We start from the raw sequence: 22,981 nt of genomic DNA on the forward strand, positions 1-22,981 counted from the left end.
GAAGCTTGCAACGTATCGAAAAACGATTCTATTGGCATAACAGATACGTACGGGCCCTTCAATCAACAGGCCACGCGGGGTCAACACCGCTTCGGGGATATGTCATGGAACACGCAAACAAGGATCGCTCGTTGGTGAGCAAAGTCATGGACGGGCTCGTCAGCGGCATCGTCGAGGAAAAATACGGCGCGATTCTGCCGCCGCAGGATGTGCTGTCGAAGGAATTCGATGTGAGCCGCACCGTGATGCGCGAGGCGCTATCGATGCTGCTCGCGCGCGACATGCTCGACGTGCGGCCGAAGATCGGCACGCGCATCCGGCCGATGAGCGACTGGCGCATGATCGACGAGGACGTCGTCAATTGGCGTTTCCGCGCGAAGCCCGATCCGATGTTTCTGCGTGACGTGATCGAGTTTCGCATGCTGATCGAACCGCGCGCGTCGGCGCAGGCGGCCGCGCGCGGCAGTGCCGCGGAAGTCGCGGCGATTCGCGAGGCGTTCGAGGCGTTTCGCATGATCCGTCCGGGCGAGGCCGGCTATCAGGAAGCCGACGAGCTGTTCCATACGCGCATCGTGATCGCGAGCGGCAACCAGTTCTTCAAGCAGATGGCGGCGATCATTCGCGGCGCGCTGTCGACCCTCAATCCGATCGTGCACGACCGGGAAGGGCTGTGGGAGAGTGCGATCGCATCGCATCAGCGCGTCATCGAAGCGATCGAGCGGCGCGATCCGAAGGAGGCCGAGATCGCTGCGCTCGCGATGATCGATTACGCGGCCGAGGAGGTCGGCGGGCGGTTTTCCTCGGAGCCGCCAGCGCGGGTTTGAGCGTGATTGCGAGCGCGGGCTGAGCGTATCTGTGAACGTCCGGCCGCGGGAGCGGCGGGGTGGGGTGTCGAAGGTCGGTGCGCGGCAGTGATGCCGCATGGTTCGATTGGCCGGGTTCGCCGCGTTCGCAAGCGGCATCGGTGACAATAGCGGCTGTTCCGAACCGCATGGACCTTTGCACACACGATGACAGATACGACAGCGGCACCGCACGCAGCCACCACCCAACCGACCGATCGGGCAGCGCAGGACACCACTTCATCGCGCGAGATCCGCTGGGGGATCGTCGGCACCGGCCGGATTGCGCGCCGCTTCGCGCAAGGGCTCGCGGTCGTGCCGCGGACGCGGCTCGCGGCGCTGTGGTCGCGTCGCGTGGAACCGGTCCAGGCGTTCGCCGATGAATTCGGCGGCGCCGTCTGCGACAGTTTCGACACTCTGCTCGCGCGCGGCATCGACGCGCTCTATATCGCGACGCTGCAGGACAGTCACGCCGACTATGCGATCGCCGCGTTGCAAGCGGGGCTGCACGTGCTGTGCGAGAAGCCCGCGTGTATCAATCGTCCGCAGCTCGAGCGCGTGCTCGACACCGCGCGCGCTTCGCAACGGCTCTTCATGGAAGCGATGAAGCCGCCGTTCTATCCGCTCTACAGAAGGTTGCGCCAGCACCTCGCGACCGAGCCGATCGGCGAGGTCGGGCTCGTGCGCGCGGGCTGCTCGGTGCCGGGCGTGCCGGCCGATCATCCGTCGCTGTCGTTCGAGCATGCGGGCGGCGCGCTGCTCGATATCGGCATCTACGAGATGTTTCTCGCGGTCGACTGGCTCGGCGCGCCACGCGACGTGCAGACCTTCGGCCGGCTTGGCGCGACCGGCGTCGATACGTTCGCGAGTCTGAACAGCCAGCACGAGCGCGGTGGTATCGCGCAGCTATTCTGCGGGCTCGATCTGCATGGCAAGGGCGATGCGCTGCTGATGGCCCAAGGCGGTCACGTGACGCTGCACGAGCCGTGGTGGAACCCGTCGCGCGCGACGATCCGTTACGCGGATGGCCGCGTCGTCGAACTCGACGAACCGTTCGAAGGCGGCGGCTTGAACTACGAGACCGCGCACTTTTGCGAGCTGATCCGCGCGGGTGTGCTGGAGAGTCCGCTGATGCCGCACGACACGTCGCGACAGATGATCGCGATGGCCGACGCGGCGCGCGCGGCGTTGGGGCTCAAGTTCGCTGGGGAATGAGCCGCTGCGGGCAACGAAAAGGTGCGGGCGGCGCTCAGTGCCGCGTGGGCAGCGACAGCCGCCGCTCGTACCAGCGCTGCGCCCACTCGAGCACCTGACACAGCACCCAGTACACGGCCGCGGCCGCAAGATAAAGCGGCAGCGGCTGGTAGGTCGACGCGATGATTTCCTGCGCGCTGCGCAGCAACTCGGTCACCGTGATGACGGACACGAGCGAGGTGTCCTTGATCAGGCTGATCAGGCTGTTCGACAGACTCGGCACCGCGATGCGCAGCGCCTGCGGCGCGATCACGTAGCGCAGCGTCTGACGCCGCGACAGCCCGAGGCTGTACGAGGCGAGCCACTGGCCCTGGTGGATGCCCAGAATCGCGCCGCGCATGCTCTCGGACAGATACGCGGCGACGTTCGCCGACAGCGCGATCACGCCGGCCGGCGTCGGATCGAGCGAAATGCCGAAGCTCGGCAGACCGTAATAAATCACGAAGATCTGCACGAGCAGCGGCGTGCCGCGCATCACGCTCACATAGACGCGCGCGATCCAGTTCAGCGGACGGCTGTGGCTGATGCCCATCAGCGCGAGCACGGCGCCGCCGATCAGGCCGAAGATCATCGACAGGATCGCGAACTTGATCGTCAGCAGCGCGCCTTGTGCGAGCACCGGCAGCGATTGGAGCAGCAGGGATGTGATGGACATGGGCATTGTTCTTATTGACGCACAAAGCGCACATCATAAACTTTGGCGCGCGTTCAGGCGCGGGTCGCGCGATGCGGCTTGGGGTATACGCGACGCGGTTGGGCTCCCGCAGCTCGAGTGGGCCGCAAAAGCGCGAAGGGCGGCATCGTGATCGATGCCGCCCTTCGTTCGACTCCACGCGTGTTACTTGATCGGCTTGCTGACGTCGATGCCGAACCACTTGTCCGAGATCTTCGTGAAGGTGCCGTCCGCTTCGAGCTGGGTCATTGCGTCGTCGATCGCCTGCGCGAACTTCGGGTTGCCCTTTCTGAACGGAATGCCCGACGGGTTGCCCGGGCCGACGTTCGCGCCGGTGCGCAGCGGCAGGTTCGAGTTCTTCAGCAGGTACGCGAGCATCAGACGGTCGTTCAACGCCGCGTCGAGCCGGCCGGCGGCCAGATCACGCAGGTATTCGGGTGCGCCCGGGTAGGTCTTCACGTCGATGCCCGGCACTGCCTTCGCCATGTCCATGTAGTTCGTGCCGAGACCGACGCCGAGCTTCTTGCCCTTCAGGTCTTCGAGCGAGGTGAACTGGCGCGTGTCGTTCTTGCGCTGGATCAGTTGCGCCGCCGAGTACGTGTACGCCGGCGAGAAGTCGAGCGTCTGCTTGCGCGCGTCGGTGATGCCGACCTGGTTGACGATCACATCGAACTTGCCCGCCTGCAGACCGGCGATGATGCCGCTCCACTCGGTCGTGACGAACTCGGGCTTCACGCCGAGCCTGGCCGCGACGGCCTTGGCGATGTCGACGTCATAGCCGACCAGCTCGCCCGACGGCGCTTTCGAGTTGAACGGCGGGAAGGTGCCTTCGAGACCGATACGCAGCGTGCCGCGCTGCTTGACCTGGTCGAGCAGGTCTTCCGCGTGCGCGGTAACGGCGCTCAGCGACGCGCCGATCAGCGCGGTGGCGAGGAGCTTCTTCAGCAGGCCGAATTTCATCGTGTTCCTTGTACGTCTGATGTTTTGACGGTCGAGAGCATAGCAAACGAGCCTATCGCAACCTAAATACCGTTTGTTTATGTCTATATGCGGCGGCGCGGATGCCTAGCGCAACGCCTGCGCGCATTCGGCGACGAGCGCCGGACCGCGGTAGATGAAACCCGTATAAAGCTGCACCAGCGACGCGCCGGCCGCGAGCTTCGCGCGCGCATCGTCGCCCGAGAAAATGCCGCCGACGCCGATGATCGGCACGGCCTCGCCGACTTCGGCGCGCAGCTTGCGGATCACCTCGTTCGACGCGTCGAACACCGGCTTGCCCGACAGGCCGCCGGCTTCGCCAGCATGCTGCATGCCGGCGACGGCGGTGCGCGACAGCGTAGTGTTGGTCGCGATGACGCCTTCGAATTTGTGGCGCAGCAAGGTGTCGGCGATCGACTTGACCTGCTCGTCGTCGAGGTCGGGCGCGATCTTCAGTGCGAGCGGCACGAGCTTGCCGTGCATGTCGGCGAGTCTTTGCTGCTTGTCCTTCAGCGCGGCGAGCAGCGCGTCGAGTTCGTCGGCGCCCTGCAGCTGGCGCAGGTTCTTCGTATTCGGCGACGAGATGTTGACCGTCACGTAGCTCGCGAACGGGTACACGCGCTCGAGGCAGTACAGATAGTCTTCAGCGGCGCGCTCGATCGGCGTGTCGGCGTTCTTGCCGATGTTAAGACCGAGGATGCCGCTATAGCGCGCGGCCTGGACGTTCTTCACGAACTGGTCGACGCCGGCGTTGTTGAAGCCCATCCGGTTGATCACTGCGTTCGCCTGCGGCAGCCGGAACATGCGCGGACGCGGATTGCCCGGCTGCGCGCGCGGTGTCACGGTGCCCACTTCGATGAAGCCGAAGCCGAGCGCCGCCAGACCGTCGATGCACGCGCCGTCTTTGTCGAGGCCCGCCGCGAGTCCGACCGGGTTTCGGAACGTCAGGCCCATCAGGGTGCGCGGCGAATCCGGCACGCGCGCCGCGAGCGCGCCGGCGAGGCCGGTGCGACCTGCGGCGCCGAGCATGCGCAAAGTCAGATGGTGAGCGTCTTCCGCGTCCATGCGAAAGAGTTGGGCGCGAACGAGCGGATAAAGGGAGCTGAGCACGGGATGAAGCCGGACGGCCGGAAAATGGGAACCCGCTATTTTACCGGCTTTGGGCTTTGATGAGACCGGTGGGGCGTTGCCGGCGACGAGCAGGACCCGGCAACGACTCGACGGACGGCGCCTCGACTACGGCCTGAGCGGCCCGCGTCGTCCATGCATCGCGAAATCGACCGGCGGCAGCTCGATGCTGGCCGGATCGAGCACGCGCCACGCGCCGTCGATCAAGCCTTCGAGCGGCCGGAAATTCGCCTTGTACGCCATTTTCGGGCTTTCGCGAATCCAGTAGCCGAGATACACGTACGGCAGGTTCAGGCTGCGCGCCTGCTCGATCTGCCAGAAGATGTTGTAGGTGCCGAAGCTCGCGTGCGGCAGGCTCGGCTCGAAGAACGTGTACACCGACGACAACCCGTCGCCGAGGATATCGATCATGCTGATCATGCGCAGCGCGCCCCGCGCGTCAGGTCGCCCGTCAGGCTGCAGCGGCGCCGGCTCGCGAAACTCGACGAGCCGCGAGTTGATCCGGCTTTGCAGCAGGAACTGCTCGTACTGGTCGCGGCTGTCGCGATCCATGCCGCCGCCCGCGTGGCGCGCCGACTGGTAGCGCATATACAGCGCGTAATGCTCCTCGTCGTAGTGCAGCGGCGCGACGGTCGCAATCAGGTCGCCGTGCTTTCTCCATACACGCCGCTGCGTGCGGTTCGGCTGAAAACGCTCGACCGGCACGCGCACCGGCACGCACGCGCGGCAGCCGTCGCAATACGGGCGATACGTGAACACGCCCGAGCGCCGGAAGCCCGCCTTGACGAGGTCGGTGTAGACGTCCGAATTGATCAGGTGACTGGGTGTGGCGACCTGCGAGCGCGCGATGCGGCCGTCGAGGTAACTGCAGGGATAGGGCGCCGTTGCATAAAATTGCAGCGCGGAAAGCGGAGAAAGAGGCAGCTCGTTGGGATGAGTCACGTTGGCAGCTCTCGAAGCGTCTCTGGTAATGCAAACCCGGCACGCCCGGCGGTTGATGCCGCTATTCGATGGGCGGCGGACCGGATTCGGCCTGATTTTTCCTACGCCGCCCGCGCGAGGATGTCGAGCAGGGCGGTCTTGTCGAAGCGCCACGGGATGGCCGGCGCGCCGACAGACGCGCGAACATGCGCGACAAACGCCTTGCGCGCTATCTCGCGGCCGCCGAGCGACGCCAGATGCGACGTGTTCTGCTGGCAGTCTATCATTTCTATTTCGTGACGTCGCAAGTGGCCGACCAGCGCGGCCAGCGCCATTTTCGAGCCGTCGGTGACGTCGGTGTACATCGATTCGCCGAAGAACATCCGCCCGAGCGACACGCCATACAATCCCGCTACACGCTTGCCCTCGAGCCAGGTTTCGATGCTGTGCGCGTCGCCCAGGCGGTGCAGCGACGAATAGGCTTCGACGACGTCGGCGGTGATCCACGTGCCGCGCTGCCCGTGGCGCGGCGCCTGCGCGCAGGCGCGCATCACGGCGGCGAAATCGTGATCGACGCGGATTTCCCACGCGTCCTCGCGCAACACGCGCTTGAGCGTCTTGCGCAGCGATGGCGACACCTTGAACTCGGCGGGGCGCAGGATCATGCGCGGATCGGGGCTCCACCACAACACCGGCTGGCCGTCCGAATACCACGGGAAGATGCCGCGCCGATACGCGTCGATGAGGCGCGACGGCAGCAGATCGCCGCTTGCCGCCAGCAGACCGGGCGCGCCGCTCGCGGCGCCGAGCGCGCGCTCGACGGGCGGAAACGGGTCGTCAGCTCCGAGCCAGGGAACCATGCGCGCCGCTCAGCCTTCGCGCAGGGAGCGGAAGATGTCGCCGGTATGCAGGCCGAAACTGCCGGCCGCGCGGTCGGCGAAAAAAAAGCGCAGCGTCTGGCCGACGGTCGGAAACGCGATCTCGTCCCACGGAATCTCGTGCTCCTCGAACAGCTTCACTTCGAGACTCTCCTCGCCGGCGACGACGTCGAGATCGAGCAGCCGCGCCATGTAGAACAGATGCACCTGATGCACGTGCGGCACATTCAGCAGCGAAAACAGGTTCTGCACCTCGACGCGGGCGCCGGCCTCCTCGCGCGTTTCGCGCGAGGCGGCTTCGGCCGTCGTTTCTCCCATTTCCATGAAGCCGGCGGGCAGTGTCCAGTAACCGTAGCGCGGCTCGATCGCGCGACGGCACAGCAGCACCTTGTCGTCCCACACCGGAACGGTGCCGACCACGTTACGCGGATTCTGATAATGCACGGTGCCGCAACTGCTGCATACGAAGCGCTCGCGATTGTCGCCCGGCGGAATGCTCAGACTGACGCCGTGGCCGCAGACAGAACAGAATTTCATTGGAAAGGGGACGAGAAAGGGTGATAGGAGTTTATCACCGGGGCGGGGGATTACTGAGGCGCCGACAGGGGCTGCGCGAGACGACGTCCAAGGCGGCGAGCGCCGTCGCGTCTGACATTGATTGACAGTCGATTTTTGGATGCGCTGATAGCATCGGTCCTGATGGTTGCGATCGAGGCCACCGCGTCCACCGCAGTCATCTTTTCTCTCTTGTACATTGCCTCGTAGCTTGGCGCGTCATTCAGTTGACGCGCTTTTTTTTCGCCTGAGGGTGGGACGGTCAAGGGGATCGCCAGAGCAAGGCCACAAAAACAAAAAAGGGTTACACGCCAATGCGTTGTAACCCTTCAATGATTTCGGTTGGTTGCGGGGGTAGGATTTGAACCTACGACCTTCGGGTTATGAGCCCGACGAGCTGCCAGACTGCTCCACCCCGCGTCCGTCGAAGAAAAGATTATAGACCAGCCAGACGACCAGCGCAATAGCCATGTAAGAATTGGCTTCATTGCGCTTCGCTCTGCCCGCGCGACATCGCCTATCGGAAAGGCTCTGGAAATCCGTGCGCGGACGCTGCGCTAGAATTCAGATTCTCCACGCGGCTCGCCGGATCTTCACGACGGCGGCCCCTTTGACTCTGATGCTCCGACCCGTTCTGAACCCCATGGATATCGCTCACGACCTGCAGGTCATCGCCATTCAGGAAAAGACCCTCGTGTTTCCCCGCTTCGATGCCGACCGCGCGTGGCAAGTCGGCGCGTATCTGCACGAAGTCGCGAAAGCGCGCGGCATTGCCGCTGCGATCGACGTGCGCACGTTCGGCCAGCCGCTGTTCTTCAGCCTGCTCGACGGCGCGACGCCCGACAACGTCGACTGGGCGCGCCGCAAGGGCAACACCGTCGCGCAATTTCGCCGTAGCTCGTACGCGATCGGTCTGAAAATGCAGCTTGCAGGCGCGACGCTCGCCGACAAGCACGGACTGCCGGCCACCGAGTACGCATCGCACGGCGGCGCGTTTCCGCTGGTGGTGGAAGGGGCGGGCGTGATCGGTTCGATCACGGTGTCCGGTCTGCCGCAGCGCGGCGATCATGAACTCGTGGTCGAAGCGCTGTGCGCGCATCTCGGTCACGACTACGGCAAGCTCGCGCTCGCGAAAAACTGACGCGATGCGCGTACCCCCGTATGCGCTGCTCGCGATCGCGATCGTCGCCGAAGTGATCGCGACTTCCGCGATGCGGGCCTCGGACGGCTTTTCACGGCTGCTGCCGTCGATGGTCGTCGTGCTCGGCTACGGCATCGCGTTCTATTGCATGTCGTTGACGCTCCGAAGCATTCCAGTCGGCATCGTCTACGCGATCTGGTCCGGCGCGGGCATCGTGCTGATCACGCTGGCCGCGCTAGTGCTGTACCGGCAGGTACCCGACGTGCCGGCGATCATCGGGCTGGGATTGATCGTCGCTGGCGTCGCGGTGTTGAATCTCTTCTCGAAGATGCAGGCGCATTGAGCGCCCGCGCCAGCCGCCGCGATTGCCGCCAGGCACGTAAATCGGCTTACTTGCAGCGCACGACCATCGAGCGGCCCTTCACGTTCGCCGACGCCACGTTCGTGACGCTGCCGCCGGCGGTGCCGCCTTCGTCGTTATCCTTCGACACGATATCGTAGCCGGTCGCGCCGCAGGCCTTACCCGCTTGCACGTAGCACGAGGCCCAACTCGAGCCGGCGTCGGCGCCGCTGCAGTTGACCGCGAAGCCGGTCTGGCCGTTCGGCAGATTGATCAGCGTGGTCGTGTTCGACGACGCGCAGCCGCCCAGTCCCGCGGCGAGCAGCAGCGCGGCGGGCAAGGCGGCCGACAGCGACGCGCGACGCACGAGGGCAAGCGCGGCGCTGGATCGGAGGCGGTGGAATCGGCCGGCGCGTCGCGGTTGCGTCGTGAATTGCATCGTGTTGTGTCCTTTCATTCAGATAGAGGGGGTCTGCCCGGTCGGGTCGGCCGCTGTGGAGCGCGAGGGCGTGCGCCACGGCTCAGGTCATTTCGACCGTGATGCCCGCCGCGTTGAGCAGCCGCCGGGCTTCCGCGCCTTCTTCAGTGGCTGCGTCTTCCCAGATGCCGATCGCTTTCGGGATGTCGATGCCGTGACTTTCGGCGTACTCGAACCAGCGATTCGCCGCATCCGGCTCGGGCAGTTCATGATCCTGCAGAAAATATTTTCCCATATTGCGCTCGCTGGCCTCGAAATGGCGTCGTAACAGGTACCGTGCGACAGCATGGAGCATGCCGGTATGGACCGTTCGACCAGCGCGCGCGGCTGAAGTGCGGCGCGGCTCTTTTGGCGCGGCGCGGGGGCGCGTCTCGCGAGCAGAACTTATCGCGCTGCAACGCGCCTTATCGCTATGGGACGGCTGCCCGCACACACCCAGTGCAGCGGCGCGCCGCATGCTGAAGCATCAGGGCGGCGCCGTTGCGACTGGCGCCAGCTCTGCAACCGCAACAGGAGGACGAAGATGGCTGAACGGGTCAGTGGCCCTTATCGCGGCTATTACATCAGCGCCGCCGCGCGCCTCGTGCCAGGGGGCAGCACGTCGGGCCCGTCGGGCGACGCGCACACCAAAGCGGACGGTACTTACGTCGGCACGGTCAGCCTCGCCGAGTTCGGCCCGGACGATCCGCACCGGATGGAAACGCTGCTCGAGCTCGGCGACCGGCAACGCTTCGACAGTGAAGAAGAGGCGCTCGCGTTCGTCGAACGGGCGGCCCGCGAGTATGTCGACCGATTGCTGGATGGGCCGTGAGCATGTCGGCGATTTCCGTGCAAAGGGCCCGCCGATGGGCTCGCCAAGGCAGCGCGCGATGCCCTGAATCAGGCCCCCGCGCGCGCTGGACCGTGATCCGGCGGCGCGAGTACCATAGCGGGACTTGCGAGGATCGGCGGCGCGCAGGGCCTTCCGCGCAAGCTACGTTCCCGCGGCCAACTTCTGACGAGGCGACCATGAAAATCCGTTTTTCCGAAGACGCGCCTGCTTACCGCGACTCCAACCTGACCGTCGTGTTTTCCGCGCTGGTGGACGGTGAGCCGGTGCCGTGCGCGATCTCGGTGGAAGCGCTCGAGGATCATTTCGGCGCTTACAGCGAGGACCTCGACGGCTGGCTGCGTGCGTTCGATGCGGGCCGGCCGCGCATCGAGGCCGTTGCGCGTGAGCATCTGCAGATCAGTAACGGCACACCCGTGCTGCTCAAGAGTGGCCACTTTCCGCCGGGGCAGATGGCAGGCTAAGCGGACCTGCCGACGGACCGTCGGCGCCAGAGGCCGGGTGCAGGTCCATCTCTGCGGTTTTCATTTCACCTACGCATCGCCAACGCCTTGCCGCTAATTCATATCGCGTGCCGGCACTACCTCGCGCGCCGCTTCGAAGCACCGCCTGATCCCTTCCTGATACGACGTCTTCCTGAGCGGCCCGATCAACGTCGCGAGCGCCGAATCATCGAGCACGACCGGCTCGGTCATCAGATAGTTCATCTCGACCAACTCGCGCATCAGCGGATTGAATAGCCCGAGCACGCGCAGCATGCCCTTGCCGGCCACCATCAGCTTCGGCCCGGAGCCCGCAAGCGCGTAGGCCTCGCGAGCCACCTCGCGCTGCGTGATCGTGCCGGCGCCCGCGAGATGCCACCAGCGACCGTAGGCTTCGGGCGTGCGCGTGAGTCGTTCGACCACGGGACCGACATCCGGCAGATAGATGAATTCGTGCGGTACGTCGACGGGACCGAGCACCTGCGCGCGCTTGCCGGTAGCGGCGCCAACGAAGACACCGTGCAACAGGCTGCGCTCGACCCCCGGTCCGTAGAAATCGGGCAGTCGCAATACCAGCGTTTCGAGACCTTTCTGGCCATGCGCGGCCAGCACGAGCTTTTCCTGTTCAAGCCGCATGCGGCCCTTGAACGTGTGCGGCTCGCGCGGATGATCTTCTCGGACCGGGTTGCCGCGCGCGCGGCCATACGGATACACGGTGCCGATCAGAATGAAGCGCTCGACACCGGCGGCCGTCACGCCAGCCAGCGTTTTCTCCATCAACGGCGGGTGCTGCGCGAACTGGTCGTAGGGCACGCCGACGAGGTAGATCACGGTCTGCAGACCGGCGGCCGCGGCGCGGATCGAGGCGGGGTCGTCGGGGTTCCAGGTGACGATCTCCGCGTGCGGGTCGTCACCGAAAGTCCGTTGCAATACCTCGCGCGAGCGGCCGACCACCCGGTAATCGCGGCCCGCCGCGCCAAGCGCCGTCGCGATGCTTTGACCCACAGCGCCCGCTGCACCGAATAAACCGACCTTTCCCGTGGCTTGCATGACGACCCCTCAGATGGCGGCACGACATCGTCGCGCGCTCGTGGCTGCTCGATTTGACAGATGAAAATTTACTGAACATTGTTCAGTAAACGATGTTCAGTTTAAATTGACTTTTCAGTTTGTCAATCTGAAAATTGCGAGTCATGGGAATCGCCGAACGAAAAAACCGCCAGAAGCAGGCACTGCGCGAACGCATCCTCGATGCCGCGCGGTGCATCGTCGTGGGCGAGGGCTTTGCCGCGCTGTCGATGCGCAAGATCGCTGACGCGATCGAATATTCGCCCGCCACGTTGTATCTGCATTTCGCGAGTCGCGACGACATCGCGCGGGCCTTGTGCGCCGAAGGCTACGCGCGGTTGCTCGCGACCTTCGTGCCACTCGTGCAGATCGCGGATCCCGCCGAACGGCTGAAGGCGCTCGGGCGCGCGTACGTCGCGTTTGGCGTCGAGCATCCTGAAACGTACCGGCTGATTTTCATGGAGGACCCGAGCTATACCGGCGCGGCGCTCAGGGGCGGGGTTGGCACTGGCAAACACGACGGCAACACGGGCGAGACAAGCGCGAACGCCGGGACCGGTGGTTCGACCGCCTCCCTGGGCAACGCCGCCGGCGGCGTGGCCGACGACGACCCCGACGACGATCCCGACGAGGCCGCGCTGCACATCATGATCGACGCGCTCGACGAGTTGCGAGCAGCGGGGCGTCTGTCGGCGTCGGTCGCATCGATGGAGCCGGCCATCTGGGCCGAGGCGTTGTGGGCGAGTCTGCATGGCATCGTCGCGCTGAATCTCACGTGCCCGGTGTTTCCGAGCGTGCCGCTCGAGACGCTCGTCGGCGTGACGCTCGACGCATGGCTCGGTGTGCCGCAGGCCGTGGCGGCGGGCGCATCGAACAGCGCCGCAGTCCGCGGCAAGAAAACCGTCGCGCGGCGTCACGCCAAGTCGGCCGGCTCCACGCACCCGGCCCCCGAGCTCCCCACCAAACGCAAAGCGGCAGGCCCGTGATAACGTTCAGTTCCACCTCATGCCGCGCCGCCGCGCCCAGTTCTCCATGTCAACGTCCGCCTCGCCCGCCACTAGCGACGAAATCGCGACCCACGTAGCCAACCGCATCGGTCTCATCGAACTGGAGCGGCCGAAAGCGCTGAACGCGCTGTCGACCGGCATGATCCGCGCGATCCACGCGGCGCTCGACCAGTGGCGCGAGGACCCCGGGGTGCTGGCCGTCGTCGTGCGCAGCCGGCACGAGCGCGCGTTCTGCGCGGGCGGCGACATCCGCTTCATGTACGAAGCGGCGCAAACCGGCGACCAGGGGGCGCGCGATACGTTCTTCAGCGAGGAATACCGGCTCAATCACGCGATCTTCGTGTATCCGAAGCCGTATATCGCGTTGATGAACGGCATCGTGATGGGCGGCGGCATGGGCATTTCGCAGGGCGCACATCGCACCGGCGGCCTGCGCGTCGTCACGCAATCGACGAAGATGGCGATGCCCGAAACCCGTATCGGCCTCTTTCCGGATGTCGGCGCGAGTTGGTTTCTCGCGCGCACGCCCGGCGCGATCGGCCGCTATCTGGCGGTGACCGGCGAGACGATCGGCGCGGCCGACGCGCTGTACGCGGGCCTCGCCGATGCCTACATCGACGACGCGGCGTTGCCCGCGCTCGTCGATACGTTGAGCCGCGAACCGTTCGAGCGCGGGGCTGATGTGGTTGCGTGCGTCGAGCGCGAGACGCTCGCGTATCAGGTCGCGCTGCGGCCCGAGCAGAGCGCGCTCGCGAAGGCGCGGACGTTGATCGACCGGCATTTCGCGCTGCCCGACGTCGCGCGGATCCTCAAGTCGCTCGAACAGGAACGCGAGCGCGGTGGCGACGCGGCGGAGTGGGCCGAGCAGACGATCGCGGTGCTGCGCGAGCGCTCGCCGCTGTCGATGGCGGTCTCGCTCGAAGTGGTCACGCGCGCGGAAGGGTCGATGGCCGACGTGCTGCGCACTGATCTCGATCTGACGCGCTCGAGCTTTCTGCGCGGCGATACGGTGGAAGGCATTCGCGCACGCATCATCGATAAGGACAACGCGCCGCGCTGGCGTTTCGCGCGCATCGAGGACGTCAACCGGGCCGATGTGGAGCAGATGTTCGACAGCCCGTGGCCGGCGAACGAGCACCCGCTGGGCGCTCTGCGCGGCTGAACGCGCGGCCTCGCGAACCCGCCCGCGCGAATCTACGCGTTGCGCGAATTCATGTTCGCCGCGTTTATTCCTCTGCCTCGCTCGCCATGAACGCGCGCATGAACACGAGCGCACCCCAGCCCCACATCGCGTTCGCCGTGAAGCCCACCGCGAGGCGCGGCAGCATGTTGCCGCTCGGCCAGATGCCGCGCAGCGGATCGACGACGAACACGCTCGCCGCCGTCATCACGATGCCGCCGAACACGAACGCGGGTACCCACGGCGCGCGCCGATGCGGCGCGACGCGCAGCAGCCAGGCCATCAGCACGGCCCAGCACGCGCTCCAGATTCCGTTCGCGATGAACTCAGGCAGGCCGAGCGGCAAAAACGGCGCGGTCGAAAAACCGCTGGGGTCGATCATGCCGGCGGCGTGCATCAGCGCCAGCGTCGATTCGCGAAAGAACAAAGAAGCCAGAAAACCGGCGACGAACGGCAGAATAATTTTTTGCATGCATTGCACCGGCAACGTACAGGCGACTCGCAAGACCTGTACCGGGTGATTGGAAACGAGCGCCATTATATCGACCGGGGTTGGGCGGCCGGGGCCGCGTGTATAAAGCGCAACAACCGTATGCGTTAGAACCGGGCAAATCACGAAAGCGGAAATCCTAAGCTCAATAAAATCGTTCAAAAGCCGCGGACCGCTCCATAGACTGTTTCCTCATGCAGACGGCTCGGGTGTCGCCGTCGTCCGATAAATCGGGCGCATCACGCGCACGTTGGTCGAGGAAAGCCGTCGCAATGTCGAGCCCCACGCCGAATCTCCGTTGTCGCAGGGCCCACGCGCGGTCGTGTTCGCGGTGTCGTCCGCCAGGCGCATAGCCTTCATCGATTTGACGCAGTTGCCGATGGCCTGAGTCCATCGTCCGTTTCTCAATCCTTCAACGCGTCGCAGCGCCTTGCCGGTTGCCGGCTCGATGCGCGCGGCCGGCGCTCGCGCTCACCGTTTTCATTACGTCAGGAACAGGCAGGAGTAACAACATGAATGTGTTCTGGTTCATTCCGACTCACGGCGACAGCCGCTATCTCGGTACGTCCCAAGGCGCACGCGCAGCCGACTACGACTACTTCCGGCAGATCGCCGTCGCCGCCGACACGCTCGGCTACGAGGGCGTGCTGCTGCCGACCGGCCGCTCGTGCGAGGACGCCTGGGTTGTCGCGTCGAGCCTGATTCCCGCGACGCAGCGGCTGAAGTTCCTCGTCGCGATTCGCCCGGGGCTGTTGTCGCCGGGACTCGCCGCGCGTATGGCGGCGACGTTCGACCGGCTGTCGAACGGGCGTCTGTTGATCAACGTGGTGACGGGCGGCGACGCGGCCGAACTGGCCGGCGACGGCGTGTTCGTCGATCACGACACGCGCTACGAAATCACCGACGAATTCCTGCATATCTGGCGCAAGCTGCTCGCCGCGTCGCACAGCAACGAAGCGATCGATTTCGACGGCAAGCATTTGCGGTCGAAGGGCGGCAAGGCGCTATATCCGCCGGTGCAAAACCCGCATCCGCCGCTGTGGTTCGGCGGCTCGTCGACGGCCGCGCACGATATCGCGGCCGAGCACATCGACACCTATCTGACGTGGGGCGAGCTACCCGAAGCGGTCGCGAAGAAGATCGCCGACATTCGCGTACGCGCCGCGGCGCGCGGCCGGCAGATTCGCTTCGGGATCCGTCTGCACGTGATCGTGCGCGAGACCGAGGAGGAAGCGTGGGCCGCGGCCGACAAGCTGATCAGCAAGCTCGACGGCGACACGGTCGCGCGTGCGCAGGCGTCGTTCGCGAAGATGGATTCGGAAGGGCAGCGCCGTATGGCCGCGCTGCACGGCGGCAAGCGCGGCGGGCGCGAGCAGCTCGAGGTCTATCCGAACCTGTGGGCGGGCGTGGGGCTCGTGCGTGGCGGCGCGGGCACCGCGCTGGTCGGCAGTCCGGAGCAGGTGGCCGCGCGTATGAAGGAGTACGCGGCGCTCGGCATCGAGACGTTCATCCTGTCGGGCTATCCGCATCTCGAGGAATCCTACCGCTTCGCCGAACTCGTGTTTCCGCTGCTGCCGCAACGCTTCAGCAAGGTTGCCAATGGGCCGTTGTCGGGGCCGTTCGGCTAAATCGTCGGCACCAGCTATCTGCCGAAGGCGGCGAGCGCGAGTTCAGCGCGCCCATAGCGTGGGTCGCGCGGCTTGCGCGACACGCGCACGACGATCGACAGGCAAGGAGAAAAGCCAACATGAGTGATACCACTTTGAGCTCGGGAACGGCGGCAACCCCGCAGCCCGCGTCCACGGCGCGCGCTGCCGCGCTGCGCCGTTTCGGCGCGCACCTGCTGCCGTGGCTCGCGCCGATCGCGATCCTGCTCGCGTGGGAAATCGCCGCGCGCAGCGGTGCGCTGTCGACGCGCGTGCTGCCCGAGCCGCTCGCGGTCGTGAAGGCCGCATGGTCGCTGATCCGGTCCGGCGAAATGTGGGCCGACGTGAAGGTCAGCACCTGGCGCGCGGTGTCGGGCTTCGCGATCGGCGGCGGCATCGGTCTGGTGCTCGGACTGGCGACGGGTCTCTTCAAACCCGCGGAAATCGTGCTCGATTCGACCGTACAGATGATCCGCAACATTCCCGCGCTCGCGATGATTCCGCTCGTGATCCTGTGGTTCGGCATCGAGGAACAAGCGAAGGTGTTCCTCGTCGCGCTCGGCGTGTTCTTCCCGGTCTATGTGAGCACGTTTCACGGCATCCGTTCGGTCGACGCGAACCTGACCGAGATGGCGCGCAGCTATGGCGTCAAAGGTTTCGCGCTGTACCGCCACGTGATTCTGCCGGGTGCGCTGCCGTCGATTCTGGTCGGCGTGCGTTTCGCCTTCGGCTTGATGTGGGTCACGCTGATCGTCGCCGAGACCATTTCCGCGCAATCCGGCATCGGCTACATGACGATGAACGCGCGCGAATTCCTGCAAACCGATGTGGTGGTGGTCGGCATTCTGCTGTACGCGGCGCTCGGCAAGCTCGCGGACATGCTCGCGAAGAGCCTCGAGCGCGTGTCGCTGCGCTGGCATCCGGCCTATCAGCGAGGAGCAAAAGCATGAGCGCAACGACGCTATCGACGACGTTCGGCGGTATCGCGGGCAGCGATCTCGAGACCGAACTCGCGCAGCCGCGGCTCGCGGATCACGACGCGAACGAGGCTGCGGGGGTTGAGCGGGACGGGGCGGCCGGGACTCATCACGGCTCGCAAGCCGGCTTGCAACCCGCTCCCGCGCTGGCCCGCAGTGACGCGCGTCCCGCAAGCGACTACGCGGTGCAATTGCGCGGCGTCGGCAAGCGCTATGGCGAGCGCGAGGTGCTGTCGGGCTTCGATCTGTCGATCGAGCGGGGCAGCTTCGTCGCGATCGTCGGCCGCAGCGGTTGCGGCAAGTCGACCTTGCTGCGGCTCGTCGCGGGTCTCGAAGAAGCCAGCTCGGGTGTGCTCGAAAAGCGCGCCGGGAACGGCGGTCCGCTCGACACCCGCATCATGTTTCAGGATGCGCGTCTGCTGCCGTGGAAAAGCGTGCTGCAAAACGTGATGCTCGGCCTCGGCCGCGGCGCGCGCGACGATGCGCGCGCGGTGCTCGCCGAAGTCGGTCTGCTCGAACGCGCGAACGACTGGCCCGCGCAACTATCGGGCGGTCAGCGGCAGCGCGTCGCGCTCGCGCGGGCGCTCGTGCATCGTCCGCAATTGCTGCTGCTCGACGAGCCGCTCGGCGCGCTCGATGCGTTGACGCGCATCGAAATGCACACGCTGATCGAAAGGCTGTGGCGCGAGCATCGCTTCACTGCGCTGCTCGTCACGCACGACGTGCACGAAGCCGTCGCGCTCGGCGACCGGATTCTGCTGATCGAGGAAGGCCGCATCGCGCTCGATCAGCCGGTCGCGCTCGCACGTCCGCGTGCGCGGGCGTCGGCGGGCTTCGCCGCACTCGAAGACCACGTGCTGCAGCGCGTGCTGAGAAACGCGCCGAACGACAACACGCTGGCGAATCGCGCGTATCAGCCCTATGACCCGTTTGGCTTGCCCGAACCCGGTCGTCTCACGCGGCCGACCGAAGTGCGCTGGGCCGTCTGAGTTTTCCTGGCAAATCGATCCGATCCGTTATCAACTGCTTCTATGGAGTTATCTGAAATGAGCATTTCCGCCATCAACGTGCGCAATCAGTTCAAAGGCAAGGTCAAGGAAATCATCCGCGGCTCGGTGGTGTCCGAGGTCGACGTAGAGACGCCGTTCGGCATCGTCACGTCGGTGATCACGACGCGCTCGGTCGACGAACTCGAACTGAAAGTCGGCTCGGAGGTGGTCGCGCTCGTGAAGTCGACCGAGGTGTCGATCGCGCGGCTTTGATGACGCTCCGCCAATGCGAGCGGCGTGCGCAGCGGCTATTTCGCGTTTGCGCCGCTGGCGGGCGGCTCGTGCGACATGTGGTCGTTGGTCGGCTTCGCCGGCCGCTTGATCGGCATGTTGTCCGGGTTGCTCGAACTGCCGGCGCCCGATGCCGCCTCGGGCGGTTTGGCCATCGGCGCATGGCTGTCCGGCGGCGCGCTGGGCGCCGTCTGCGCGACGGCGCTCGCGCCGCTCGCGAAGAGCGCCGCCAGCGCGGCGGCGGTGGCCGTCAACGTGGCCCGATTGCCTCGCTTCATGTCGTTCTCCTTCGATGTCGCGTGCCGTCTGCAGACACGCGGCTGTGTGCACGATTAGCTAGTAGCAGGCCGCGTTCCGGGGCCGCTGCTGGCGCGTTGAGGCGTGCTCCTAACGGTCACGCCGGTTTCAGACGCCGATTGCCAGGCTCGACGCTCCGGGGAGCGGCTCGTCAGGCGCGCACACCTGCATCCGCCGATGAAACTTGCTACGATGAATTGAGCATTCCGACGGAGACGGCCATGTCGAAGTCCTTGAGTCCTGAAGCGGTCGAAGCGTTGCGGCGTCTGAACGACGTCGGCGTCGGACAGACGGCGCCCGAAGTCGCGCAGTCCGTTGCGGCGGAGTTGCTGGCATGCGACCTGGTTGCCGAAGCGGGCAGTGGTGGGGTCGAAATCAACTGCAACGGCCGGCAGTATCTTTCCGGCGATTGCAACTGATCCGCTGATCGGCGTCCGGCCTCACGGCCGGTGTGTAGAGCGAGGCGGCGCGTCGCGGGTGAGTCGCGAGCAGGTGATTGGCCAGCGCGACGCCAGCTGGACGCGTGTGTCCGCCTACCCGCGATCAGCGAAACCACGGAGACGAGCATGGAGCCGAAGGGCGTCGACATGGGCGACTATCAGGCGCGCTATGGCGACTACGACGTCGAGGTGGCGGTCGAACAGGTGCTGACCGGCGTCAAGGCGCATTTCCGGGTGCTGCGCGACGATTCGACGGTGGTCGACTGGCAGCTCGTGCATATCGATAGCTTGTGGTCCACCGAGCATGCGGCCGCCGAGGCGGCTTTTCGCGCGGCGCGCGAATTGATCGATGCGGGGCTGGCGAGTTAGACGCGGATAGCCGCGTCGCGATGGAAGGGGGGGGCCGTGTTCGGATGAGGCAAGGAAGCGGCAGGCGCACGAGACAACGGTCGCAAACCGAACGCTACCCGGGCAACGTACCGGGTACCACGGCTGCCGTAAATGCAACTGGGCGCCGGCATCGATACTGCATGCGCGGCGCCCAGTTTGATCGCTGCCTCAGAGGCAGCGGATCTGACGGTACTCCTGGCGGCTTAGTGGCCGAAGAACACCGATTGCGGACCCGACGTGGGTTCGCTGCGCGTGCCCGATTGCGTCGACACGCTATTCACGCCGCCGTATGCATTCGATTGCGCGTTGGCGCGTTCAGCAGCGACGGTCTGCGCGTTCTGGCCTTGTTGCGAAGCCGGCGCGCCAACCGACGGACGGTAGTACGGTGCCGGACCATAGCCGCTGGCGAAAGCGGGAGCGGCGATCGAGGCGGAAGCGGCAACCAGCAGGGCGGCGATAAACTTGGTCTTCATGGTAGGACTCCGATAACGTTTCGACTGCATTTCAGGAAGATGTTGCAGGAGCCAGTGACCCAGGTGTCTGCAACGTCGATGGAAGCCAGTGTATACCCCTACTATTGAAAATTTGTGCCGATAATCTGAAATTACTATTCCCGACGAAGAAACAATCGTTCAGACGTACGCGCCGCAAGGCGGACCGGTGATCCGGCCCTGTTGGCCAAGCGGTTTTTGAGAGGCGGGAGAAGGCGGGAAGGGGTGATTGCGGGGCGGAAAACCGCACAGACATCGTGGAAAACGCAGAAGGCCGTCAGCAAAACAAAAACGGATAACGAATTCGCTCCGGCGCCAAACGCAATGAAACTGTCGCCAGTTCTGGAAGACGATGGAAGGCCAACCTACGCGACGCAGTGTTGCAGACGACGAAGCGGCGACGATGCCGCTCGCCATGTGTGTCACTGCGCCGGGCGGTTCAAACCGCGCGGCCATTCGGCCGATAGCCGATCAGCTTCCTTTGTAGATTGAATGATCCCAGTCCGGCTGGGCGGGTGCGGCGGTGCCTGACGAGCCCGGCTTGGTGGGTGCACCGGAGGCTGCGGAGCCCGAGTACGCCCCACCGTAGCCACTGAGCGCCTGCTGGTGGTCCCCCACGCTCTCCAGCGCGGCCTGGAGGTGCGTGGGATAGTGCGCGTCACCGTGGTTGCGGTCGTAGCCGGCTTGGTGCAGCTGGACGAGTTCCGCGCGCACCTGCTCACGCGTCAGGGGACCGTTGCTGCTAGCGGACGCGATCGTGGGCAGCGCGAGGATGGGCACGAGTACGAGAGCGGAGATAAACGTTTTAGCCATGGTTAATTCTCCAATTTTAAAAGTCAGAAACAGAAATATCAGGTTGGCGAAACGACAATCACGGGGCGCCGGTATGGAAGCGGACAGCTTCAATGTCGCGCGACCTGAACAGGGCTTGCATGTGACACCTCCTCGATAACCATGAATAATCGTACGGAGAGGAGCTATCCACAGAAAGCAGAAGAAAAGATGCATGAGGTTCGAAAAAACCGAACTTCCTCCGTCGTGCGCATCGGCACCTGAACGCTCAGGCATGCAGCGAAGCCAGCACCTTTTGCGTCACCCGATGGTGTCGTCCGGGCCGGGATCCGCTGGCGTAGATTTCCTCTTTCACGGCCGGCAGCCGGCCGGGCCAGCGCAGGCTGCTATATCGGGTCGCTGGGGGGCGCCCTTCATCGCCGCTACATGGTCTACGGGAGTTCGGCTGCAACGACACCCCCTGATAGCCGATTTACCGTCCTCCGCGGCGCCGCAACTGCGCCTTCTTTCGCGCCAGGACCGACTCAGCGTCCGCTGAAAACAAAATAACAACATCAAAGTTGACGATAAAATCAACTTTGGGTGTAATGTCGCCACTCGTCGTCGCGGGCGAGCGATTGGGCGGCGTTAATTTCAGGATCCCGAAATCAACCGAACCGCTCTGTTGATGTTGGCGCTGCTTGCCAGTCAGGGATAACTGGTGATAGCTGAGAGGTTCGCGCGTAACCAGAGCCACCAATTGGGCATAGTTCCCCGATGCCGCGCTGGCGTCCCATTTAAATGGAGTGAAGGCAAAGATGAAGAAGATTCTGATCGCCGCTGCAGTTGTTTTCAGCACTGGCGTCTTTGCAGGCGAAGTCCACGTACCGCAGGTCTATCACGAAATCGCGTCGCTATTCGATCGGTGCAATGCGGCGCTAGTAAGGGGCGACGCGGACTCCGTTGCCAAGGTGGTGTACGCACCCGATCCTGAAGGCATCACTATGCGCCCGTATATCCAGGCAACGCTAAACGCGGTGCCGGTATATCCCACCGGACAGGCGTTCCAGACTTTCGTGTGATAGCCCAATTCCGGTGGCGGCTGTAGTGTAAGGCCATACCCGATGCAGTCGCGCTTTACGCCACAATGGTCCCCGGTCTGACCCGCGCAGGCGGCTTTGAGCCAAATCGGGGTTCGTCAAAACATCGCGTCGTTTGTGTTCGCGGCAGCGCCGTCGCGCCGGCGCCGACAAGAAAATCTCATGAAACTTGCCCGTGTAACTCTGCTCGTCATTCTCTTTTCGCTTCAAGCTTGTGGGGGCGGCGGGGGCGATGGCAGCAGTGGAAACAGTAGCAGTAACAGTAACAGTAACAGCTCCTCAGATACCGGCTTCTACGCGCCGAGCTACGGTGACGCGAGAAGCGACACCCGCTATGAGGCCGACCTCTCCAGCGTCACCCGTCAGGTGATTAGCTACCAGGACGTGGGAAAGGACCTTGTTTCCAACGTCGGGGTCTCCGACTCGATGGTCCAACTCTTCGGCAACTACAAGGTGCGGCTGACCCAGGCGAGCAAGAACAGTTGCCCGAGCGGCCTGGAAGGTTGTGACACGGCCGATTCGGACTCCTTGGGGGTGGGCCACAGCGCTCTTATCACGAATCTCGAATCCCTGAAGAGCGATATCAAAGATCAGAGCGAACGGGGCACGTGCGTAGCGTTCTCCCTGAACGCCGCAACGGAATTGCTGCTCTCGAGGCAGCAGAACAGTACTAAACTGTCGGAACAGAACACGTACTTCCAGGGAAAGCGACTGACCAACACCTGGAACAACGCCGGACTCGACCCGTACGACACCATCGCTGCATTCGTCGACAACAAGACCAAGTTCGTTCCGGAGAAATCCTGGCCATACAATGGCGATGACAAGTATTGCACCAACTACAACCGCAAGTATCCCAATGCCACCTGCTCGGCTACCGAGGCGCAGGGTGGCGGCAGCGATACCCGGCAGCAGGATCCTACCGCAGCGAGTTCCTCAGGATTTCGGACGACCACGGCGCACAAGCTCTATGCGTCCATTGGCCGGATCAAGCAAGCGCTGTATCGCGGCTACCCCGTGGTCATGGCCATCAACGCGAACCTCGACTTTCAGGTTGCGACGTACAAGGGCGGCGTCGTGTCGTGGGTCATCAAGGCGGACAGCTGCGGGACCAGCCTGTGCGGTCACGAAATTCTAGTCGTCGGCTACCAGGACAGCGATCAGGTCGCGGGCGGCGGATATTTCATCATTAAGAACTCCTGGTCATCGGGCTGGGGCGACGGCGGGCTGGCCTATGTCACTTACGAATGGCTGCAACACAGCTTGCTGGACGCACAAGCGCTGGTTCGGATCGACAGCGCGGATTAGTAGCGCGAAACGGTATCGTCAACTGACATTACTGGTC

The 22,981-nt window shown here is 64.6% G+C and carries 30 protein-coding genes and 1 tRNA gene; 16 read left to right on the top strand and 15 right to left on the bottom strand.

Features of this window, described 5'->3' with window-relative positions; genetic code table 11:
• The first annotated feature begins 104 nt into the window (after positions 1 to 104).
• Positions 105 to 824 carry a FadR/GntR family transcriptional regulator gene (locus tag OKW29_RS23885; RefSeq protein WP_184029312.1) on the top strand — a complete coding sequence of 240 codons (720 nt, stop codon included), beginning with the start codon at positions 105 to 107 and terminating at the stop codon, positions 822 to 824.
• A gap of 186 nt (positions 825 to 1,010) precedes the next feature.
• Positions 1,011 to 2,057, top strand: coding sequence for a Gfo/Idh/MocA family protein (locus OKW29_RS23890; RefSeq protein ID WP_429292854.1), 1,047 nt, complete (start codon positions 1,011 to 1,013; stop codon positions 2,055 to 2,057).
• A gap of 34 nt (positions 2,058 to 2,091) precedes the next feature.
• Here OKW29_RS23890 and OKW29_RS23895 read toward each other — a convergent pair whose 3' ends face one another.
• The 7 genes from OKW29_RS23895 to OKW29_RS23925 form a co-directional block, all read right to left on the bottom strand.
• Positions 2,092 to 2,751 (bottom strand): amino acid ABC transporter permease, encoded by a 660-nt coding sequence (locus tag OKW29_RS23895; protein ID WP_027197491.1) that lies wholly within the window; start codon positions 2,749 to 2,751, stop codon positions 2,092 to 2,094.
• 183 nt (positions 2,752 to 2,934) lie between these two features.
• On the bottom strand, positions 2,935 to 3,729 hold the full coding sequence (locus tag OKW29_RS23900) for a cystine ABC transporter substrate-binding protein (RefSeq protein WP_090805719.1): 795 nt from the start codon (positions 3,727 to 3,729) through the stop codon (positions 2,935 to 2,937).
• Positions 3,730 to 3,834: 105 nt separating this feature from the next.
• Positions 3,835 to 4,857 carry a quinone-dependent dihydroorotate dehydrogenase gene (locus tag OKW29_RS23905; protein ID WP_429292855.1) on the bottom strand — a complete coding sequence of 341 codons (1,023 nt, stop codon included), beginning with the start codon at positions 4,855 to 4,857 and terminating at the stop codon, positions 3,835 to 3,837.
• A 126-nt stretch (positions 4,858 to 4,983) separates the two neighbouring features.
• Positions 4,984 to 5,817 (bottom strand): arginyltransferase, encoded by an 834-nt coding sequence (locus OKW29_RS23910; protein ID WP_429292856.1) that lies wholly within the window; start codon positions 5,815 to 5,817, stop codon positions 4,984 to 4,986.
• A 101-nt stretch (positions 5,818 to 5,918) separates the two neighbouring features.
• Positions 5,919 to 6,656, bottom strand: coding sequence for a leucyl/phenylalanyl-tRNA--protein transferase (aat, locus tag OKW29_RS23915; protein WP_429292857.1), 738 nt, complete (start codon positions 6,654 to 6,656; stop codon positions 5,919 to 5,921).
• Between the two features lie 9 nt (positions 6,657 to 6,665).
• Positions 6,666 to 7,211 carry an NUDIX hydrolase gene (locus OKW29_RS23920; protein WP_429292858.1) on the bottom strand — a complete coding sequence of 182 codons (546 nt, stop codon included), beginning with the start codon at positions 7,209 to 7,211 and terminating at the stop codon, positions 6,666 to 6,668.
• A 361-nt stretch (positions 7,212 to 7,572) separates the two neighbouring features.
• A tRNA-Met gene (locus OKW29_RS23925) sits at positions 7,573 to 7,649 on the bottom strand.
• 223 nt (positions 7,650 to 7,872) lie between these two features.
• Here OKW29_RS23925 and OKW29_RS23930 point away from each other — a divergent pair.
• On the top strand, positions 7,873 to 8,370 hold the full coding sequence (locus OKW29_RS23930) for a heme-degrading domain-containing protein (protein ID WP_429294924.1): 498 nt from the start codon (positions 7,873 to 7,875) through the stop codon (positions 8,368 to 8,370).
• Between the two features lie 4 nt (positions 8,371 to 8,374).
• Positions 8,375 to 8,713, top strand: a complete 339-nt coding sequence (locus OKW29_RS23935) for a DMT family transporter (protein WP_429292859.1) — start codon at positions 8,375 to 8,377, stop codon at positions 8,711 to 8,713.
• 46 nt (positions 8,714 to 8,759) lie between these two features.
• Here OKW29_RS23935 and OKW29_RS23940 read toward each other — a convergent pair whose 3' ends face one another.
• Complete coding sequence (locus OKW29_RS23940) at positions 8,760 to 9,149, bottom strand: hypothetical protein (protein ID WP_429292860.1); 390 nt, start codon at positions 9,147 to 9,149, stop codon at positions 8,760 to 8,762.
• A gap of 82 nt (positions 9,150 to 9,231) precedes the next feature.
• Complete coding sequence (locus OKW29_RS23945) at positions 9,232 to 9,423, bottom strand: hypothetical protein (protein WP_184029291.1); 192 nt, start codon at positions 9,421 to 9,423, stop codon at positions 9,232 to 9,234.
• Positions 9,424 to 9,711: 288 nt separating this feature from the next.
• On the opposite strand from OKW29_RS23945, the gene OKW29_RS23950 reads away from it, so the two are divergent.
• Both OKW29_RS23950 and OKW29_RS23955 read left to right on the top strand, forming a co-directional pair.
• Positions 9,712 to 9,999: a hypothetical protein gene (locus OKW29_RS23950; protein ID WP_429292861.1), complete on the top strand. Its 288-nt coding sequence runs from the start codon at positions 9,712 to 9,714 to the stop codon at positions 9,997 to 9,999.
• Positions 10,000 to 10,196: 197 nt separating this feature from the next.
• Positions 10,197 to 10,481 (top strand): DUF1488 domain-containing protein, encoded by a 285-nt coding sequence (locus tag OKW29_RS23955; RefSeq protein ID WP_429292862.1) that lies wholly within the window; start codon positions 10,197 to 10,199, stop codon positions 10,479 to 10,481.
• A gap of 93 nt (positions 10,482 to 10,574) precedes the next feature.
• Here the strand turns inward: OKW29_RS23955 and OKW29_RS23960 are convergent, their stop codons facing one another.
• Positions 10,575 to 11,549, bottom strand: coding sequence for an NAD-dependent epimerase/dehydratase family protein (locus OKW29_RS23960; protein WP_429292863.1), 975 nt, complete (start codon positions 11,547 to 11,549; stop codon positions 10,575 to 10,577).
• 143 nt (positions 11,550 to 11,692) lie between these two features.
• On the opposite strand from OKW29_RS23960, the gene OKW29_RS23965 reads away from it, so the two are divergent.
• Together OKW29_RS23965 and OKW29_RS23970 are read left to right on the top strand one after the other, a co-directional pair.
• Positions 11,693 to 12,553 (top strand): TetR/AcrR family transcriptional regulator, encoded by an 861-nt coding sequence (locus OKW29_RS23965; RefSeq protein ID WP_429292864.1) that lies wholly within the window; start codon positions 11,693 to 11,695, stop codon positions 12,551 to 12,553.
• Positions 12,554 to 12,599: 46 nt separating this feature from the next.
• Positions 12,600 to 13,736, top strand: coding sequence for an enoyl-CoA hydratase/isomerase family protein (locus tag OKW29_RS23970; RefSeq protein WP_429292865.1), 1,137 nt, complete (start codon positions 12,600 to 12,602; stop codon positions 13,734 to 13,736).
• Between the two features lie 64 nt (positions 13,737 to 13,800).
• Here OKW29_RS23970 and OKW29_RS23975 read toward each other — a convergent pair whose 3' ends face one another.
• The gene (locus OKW29_RS23975) at positions 13,801 to 14,226 is read right to left on the bottom strand and encodes a hypothetical protein (protein ID WP_429292866.1); all 426 of its coding nucleotides are present in this window, start codon (positions 14,224 to 14,226) and stop codon (positions 13,801 to 13,803) included.
• A gap of 530 nt (positions 14,227 to 14,756) precedes the next feature.
• Between OKW29_RS23975 and ssuD the strand changes: the two genes are divergently transcribed.
• The 4 genes from ssuD (at position 14,757) to OKW29_RS23995 (ending at position 18,129) form a co-directional block, all read left to right on the top strand.
• Complete coding sequence (gene ssuD / locus OKW29_RS23980) at positions 14,757 to 15,872, top strand: FMNH2-dependent alkanesulfonate monooxygenase (RefSeq protein ID WP_429292867.1); 1,116 nt, start codon at positions 14,757 to 14,759, stop codon at positions 15,870 to 15,872.
• A gap of 119 nt (positions 15,873 to 15,991) precedes the next feature.
• Positions 15,992 to 16,840 carry an aliphatic sulfonate ABC transporter permease SsuC gene (gene ssuC / locus OKW29_RS23985; protein WP_429292868.1) on the top strand — a complete coding sequence of 283 codons (849 nt, stop codon included), beginning with the start codon at positions 15,992 to 15,994 and terminating at the stop codon, positions 16,838 to 16,840.
• Entirely contained in the window at positions 16,837 to 17,856 is a 1,020-nt protein-coding gene (locus OKW29_RS23990) for an ATP-binding cassette domain-containing protein (protein ID WP_429292869.1), read from the top strand. Before ssuC ends, OKW29_RS23990 begins: the two co-directional genes overlap by 4 nt.
• Before the next feature lie 57 nt (positions 17,857 to 17,913).
• The gene (locus OKW29_RS23995; RefSeq protein WP_008922916.1) at positions 17,914 to 18,129 is read left to right on the top strand and encodes a TOBE domain-containing protein; all 216 of its coding nucleotides are present in this window, start codon (positions 17,914 to 17,916) and stop codon (positions 18,127 to 18,129) included.
• 35 nt (positions 18,130 to 18,164) lie between these two features.
• On the opposite strand, the gene OKW29_RS24000 is transcribed toward OKW29_RS23995, so the two are convergent.
• A complete protein-coding gene (locus OKW29_RS24000; RefSeq protein WP_429292870.1) occupies positions 18,165 to 18,425 on the bottom strand; it encodes a hypothetical protein in 261 nt (86 codons plus the stop codon).
• Between the two features lie 240 nt (positions 18,426 to 18,665).
• On the opposite strand from OKW29_RS24000, the gene OKW29_RS24005 reads away from it, so the two are divergent.
• Both OKW29_RS24005 and OKW29_RS24010 read left to right on the top strand, forming a co-directional pair.
• A complete protein-coding gene (locus OKW29_RS24005; protein WP_013089281.1) occupies positions 18,666 to 18,863 on the top strand; it encodes a hypothetical protein in 198 nt (65 codons plus the stop codon).
• 147 nt (positions 18,864 to 19,010) lie between these two features.
• A complete protein-coding gene (locus OKW29_RS24010; RefSeq protein WP_429292871.1) occupies positions 19,011 to 19,253 on the top strand; it encodes a DUF6566 family protein in 243 nt (80 codons plus the stop codon).
• A gap of 224 nt (positions 19,254 to 19,477) precedes the next feature.
• Here OKW29_RS24010 and OKW29_RS24015 read toward each other — a convergent pair whose 3' ends face one another.
• The 3 genes from OKW29_RS24015 to OKW29_RS24025 form a co-directional block, all read right to left on the bottom strand.
• Entirely contained in the window at positions 19,478 to 19,747 is a 270-nt protein-coding gene (locus OKW29_RS24015; RefSeq protein ID WP_018418204.1) for a hypothetical protein, read from the bottom strand.
• 489 nt (positions 19,748 to 20,236) lie between these two features.
• Positions 20,237 to 20,671 carry a DUF4148 domain-containing protein gene (locus OKW29_RS24020; RefSeq protein ID WP_429292872.1) on the bottom strand — a complete coding sequence of 145 codons (435 nt, stop codon included), beginning with the start codon at positions 20,669 to 20,671 and terminating at the stop codon, positions 20,237 to 20,239.
• 358 nt (positions 20,672 to 21,029) lie between these two features.
• Positions 21,030 to 21,395, bottom strand: coding sequence for a hypothetical protein (locus OKW29_RS24025; protein ID WP_429292873.1), 366 nt, complete (start codon positions 21,393 to 21,395; stop codon positions 21,030 to 21,032).
• Here OKW29_RS24025 and OKW29_RS24030 point away from each other — a divergent pair.
• Positions 21,355 to 21,618, top strand: coding sequence for a hypothetical protein (locus OKW29_RS24030; RefSeq protein WP_429292874.1), 264 nt, complete (start codon positions 21,355 to 21,357; stop codon positions 21,616 to 21,618). The two genes, OKW29_RS24025 and OKW29_RS24030, sit on opposite strands and share 41 nt — an antisense overlap.
• A gap of 180 nt (positions 21,619 to 21,798) precedes the next feature.
• Complete coding sequence (locus OKW29_RS24035) at positions 21,799 to 22,944, top strand: C1 family peptidase (protein ID WP_429292875.1); 1,146 nt, start codon at positions 21,799 to 21,801, stop codon at positions 22,942 to 22,944.
• The last annotated feature ends 37 nt before the right edge of the window (positions 22,945 to 22,981 follow it).

Origin of the sequence: Paraburkholderia sp. CI3, from assembly GCF_050436505.1 — a bacterium.
GTDB lineage: Bacteria > Pseudomonadota > Gammaproteobacteria > Burkholderiales > Burkholderiaceae > Paraburkholderia > Paraburkholderia tuberum.

What these genes read in the sequence shown, in the direction of transcription:
- OKW29_RS23955 (WP_429292862.1), top strand. Translation starts at nt 10,197, where the DNA reads ATGAAAATCCGTTTTTCCGAAGACGCGCCTGCTTACCGCGACTCCAAC.
- OKW29_RS24010 (WP_429292871.1), top strand. Translation starts at nt 19,011, where the DNA reads ATGGAGCCGAAGGGCGTCGACATGGGCGACTATCAGGCGCGCTATGGC.
- OKW29_RS23965 (WP_429292864.1), top strand. Translation starts at nt 11,693, where the DNA reads ATGGGAATCGCCGAACGAAAAAACCGCCAGAAGCAGGCACTGCGCGAA.
- OKW29_RS23920 (WP_429292858.1), bottom strand. Translation starts at nt 7,211, where the DNA reads ATGAAATTCTGTTCTGTCTGCGGCCACGGCGTCAGTCTGAGCATTCCG.
- OKW29_RS24005 (WP_013089281.1), top strand. Translation starts at nt 18,666, where the DNA reads ATGTCGAAGTCCTTGAGTCCTGAAGCGGTCGAAGCGTTGCGGCGTCTG.
- OKW29_RS23945 (WP_184029291.1), bottom strand. Translation starts at nt 9,423, where the DNA reads ATGGGAAAATATTTTCTGCAGGATCATGAACTGCCCGAGCCGGATGCG.
- OKW29_RS23940 (WP_429292860.1), bottom strand. Translation starts at nt 9,149, where the DNA reads ATGCAATTCACGACGCAACCGCGACGCGCCGGCCGATTCCACCGCCTC.
- OKW29_RS23900 (WP_090805719.1), bottom strand. Translation starts at nt 3,729, where the DNA reads ATGAAATTCGGCCTGCTGAAGAAGCTCCTCGCCACCGCGCTGATCGGC.
- OKW29_RS23960 (WP_429292863.1), bottom strand. Translation starts at nt 11,549, where the DNA reads ATGCAAGCCACGGGAAAGGTCGGTTTATTCGGTGCAGCGGGCGCTGTG.
- aat (WP_429292857.1), bottom strand. Translation starts at nt 6,656, where the DNA reads ATGGTTCCCTGGCTCGGAGCTGACGACCCGTTTCCGCCCGTCGAGCGC.
- OKW29_RS23935 (WP_429292859.1), top strand. Translation starts at nt 8,375, where the DNA reads ATGCGCGTACCCCCGTATGCGCTGCTCGCGATCGCGATCGTCGCCGAA.
- OKW29_RS23990 (WP_429292869.1), top strand. Translation starts at nt 16,837, where the DNA reads ATGAGCGCAACGACGCTATCGACGACGTTCGGCGGTATCGCGGGCAGC.
- OKW29_RS23930 (WP_429294924.1), top strand. Translation starts at nt 7,873, where the DNA reads ATGGATATCGCTCACGACCTGCAGGTCATCGCCATTCAGGAAAAGACC.
- OKW29_RS23950 (WP_429292861.1), top strand. Translation starts at nt 9,712, where the DNA reads ATGGCTGAACGGGTCAGTGGCCCTTATCGCGGCTATTACATCAGCGCC.
- OKW29_RS24030 (WP_429292874.1), top strand. Translation starts at nt 21,355, where the DNA reads ATGAAGAAGATTCTGATCGCCGCTGCAGTTGTTTTCAGCACTGGCGTC.
- OKW29_RS24000 (WP_429292870.1), bottom strand. Translation starts at nt 18,425, where the DNA reads ATGAAGCGAGGCAATCGGGCCACGTTGACGGCCACCGCCGCCGCGCTG.
- OKW29_RS23895 (WP_027197491.1), bottom strand. Translation starts at nt 2,751, where the DNA reads ATGTCCATCACATCCCTGCTGCTCCAATCGCTGCCGGTGCTCGCACAA.
- ssuD (WP_429292867.1), top strand. Translation starts at nt 14,757, where the DNA reads ATGAATGTGTTCTGGTTCATTCCGACTCACGGCGACAGCCGCTATCTC.
- OKW29_RS24015 (WP_018418204.1), bottom strand. Translation starts at nt 19,747, where the DNA reads ATGAAGACCAAGTTTATCGCCGCCCTGCTGGTTGCCGCTTCCGCCTCG.
- OKW29_RS23995 (WP_008922916.1), top strand. Translation starts at nt 17,914, where the DNA reads ATGAGCATTTCCGCCATCAACGTGCGCAATCAGTTCAAAGGCAAGGTC.
- OKW29_RS23890 (WP_429292854.1), top strand. Translation starts at nt 1,011, where the DNA reads ATGACAGATACGACAGCGGCACCGCACGCAGCCACCACCCAACCGACC.
- OKW29_RS23970 (WP_429292865.1), top strand. Translation starts at nt 12,600, where the DNA reads ATGTCAACGTCCGCCTCGCCCGCCACTAGCGACGAAATCGCGACCCAC.
- ssuC (WP_429292868.1), top strand. Translation starts at nt 15,992, where the DNA reads ATGAGTGATACCACTTTGAGCTCGGGAACGGCGGCAACCCCGCAGCCC.
- OKW29_RS23885 (WP_184029312.1), top strand. Translation starts at nt 105, where the DNA reads ATGGAACACGCAAACAAGGATCGCTCGTTGGTGAGCAAAGTCATGGAC.
- OKW29_RS23975 (WP_429292866.1), bottom strand. Translation starts at nt 14,226, where the DNA reads ATGCAAAAAATTATTCTGCCGTTCGTCGCCGGTTTTCTGGCTTCTTTG.
- OKW29_RS24035 (WP_429292875.1), top strand. Translation starts at nt 21,799, where the DNA reads ATGAAACTTGCCCGTGTAACTCTGCTCGTCATTCTCTTTTCGCTTCAA.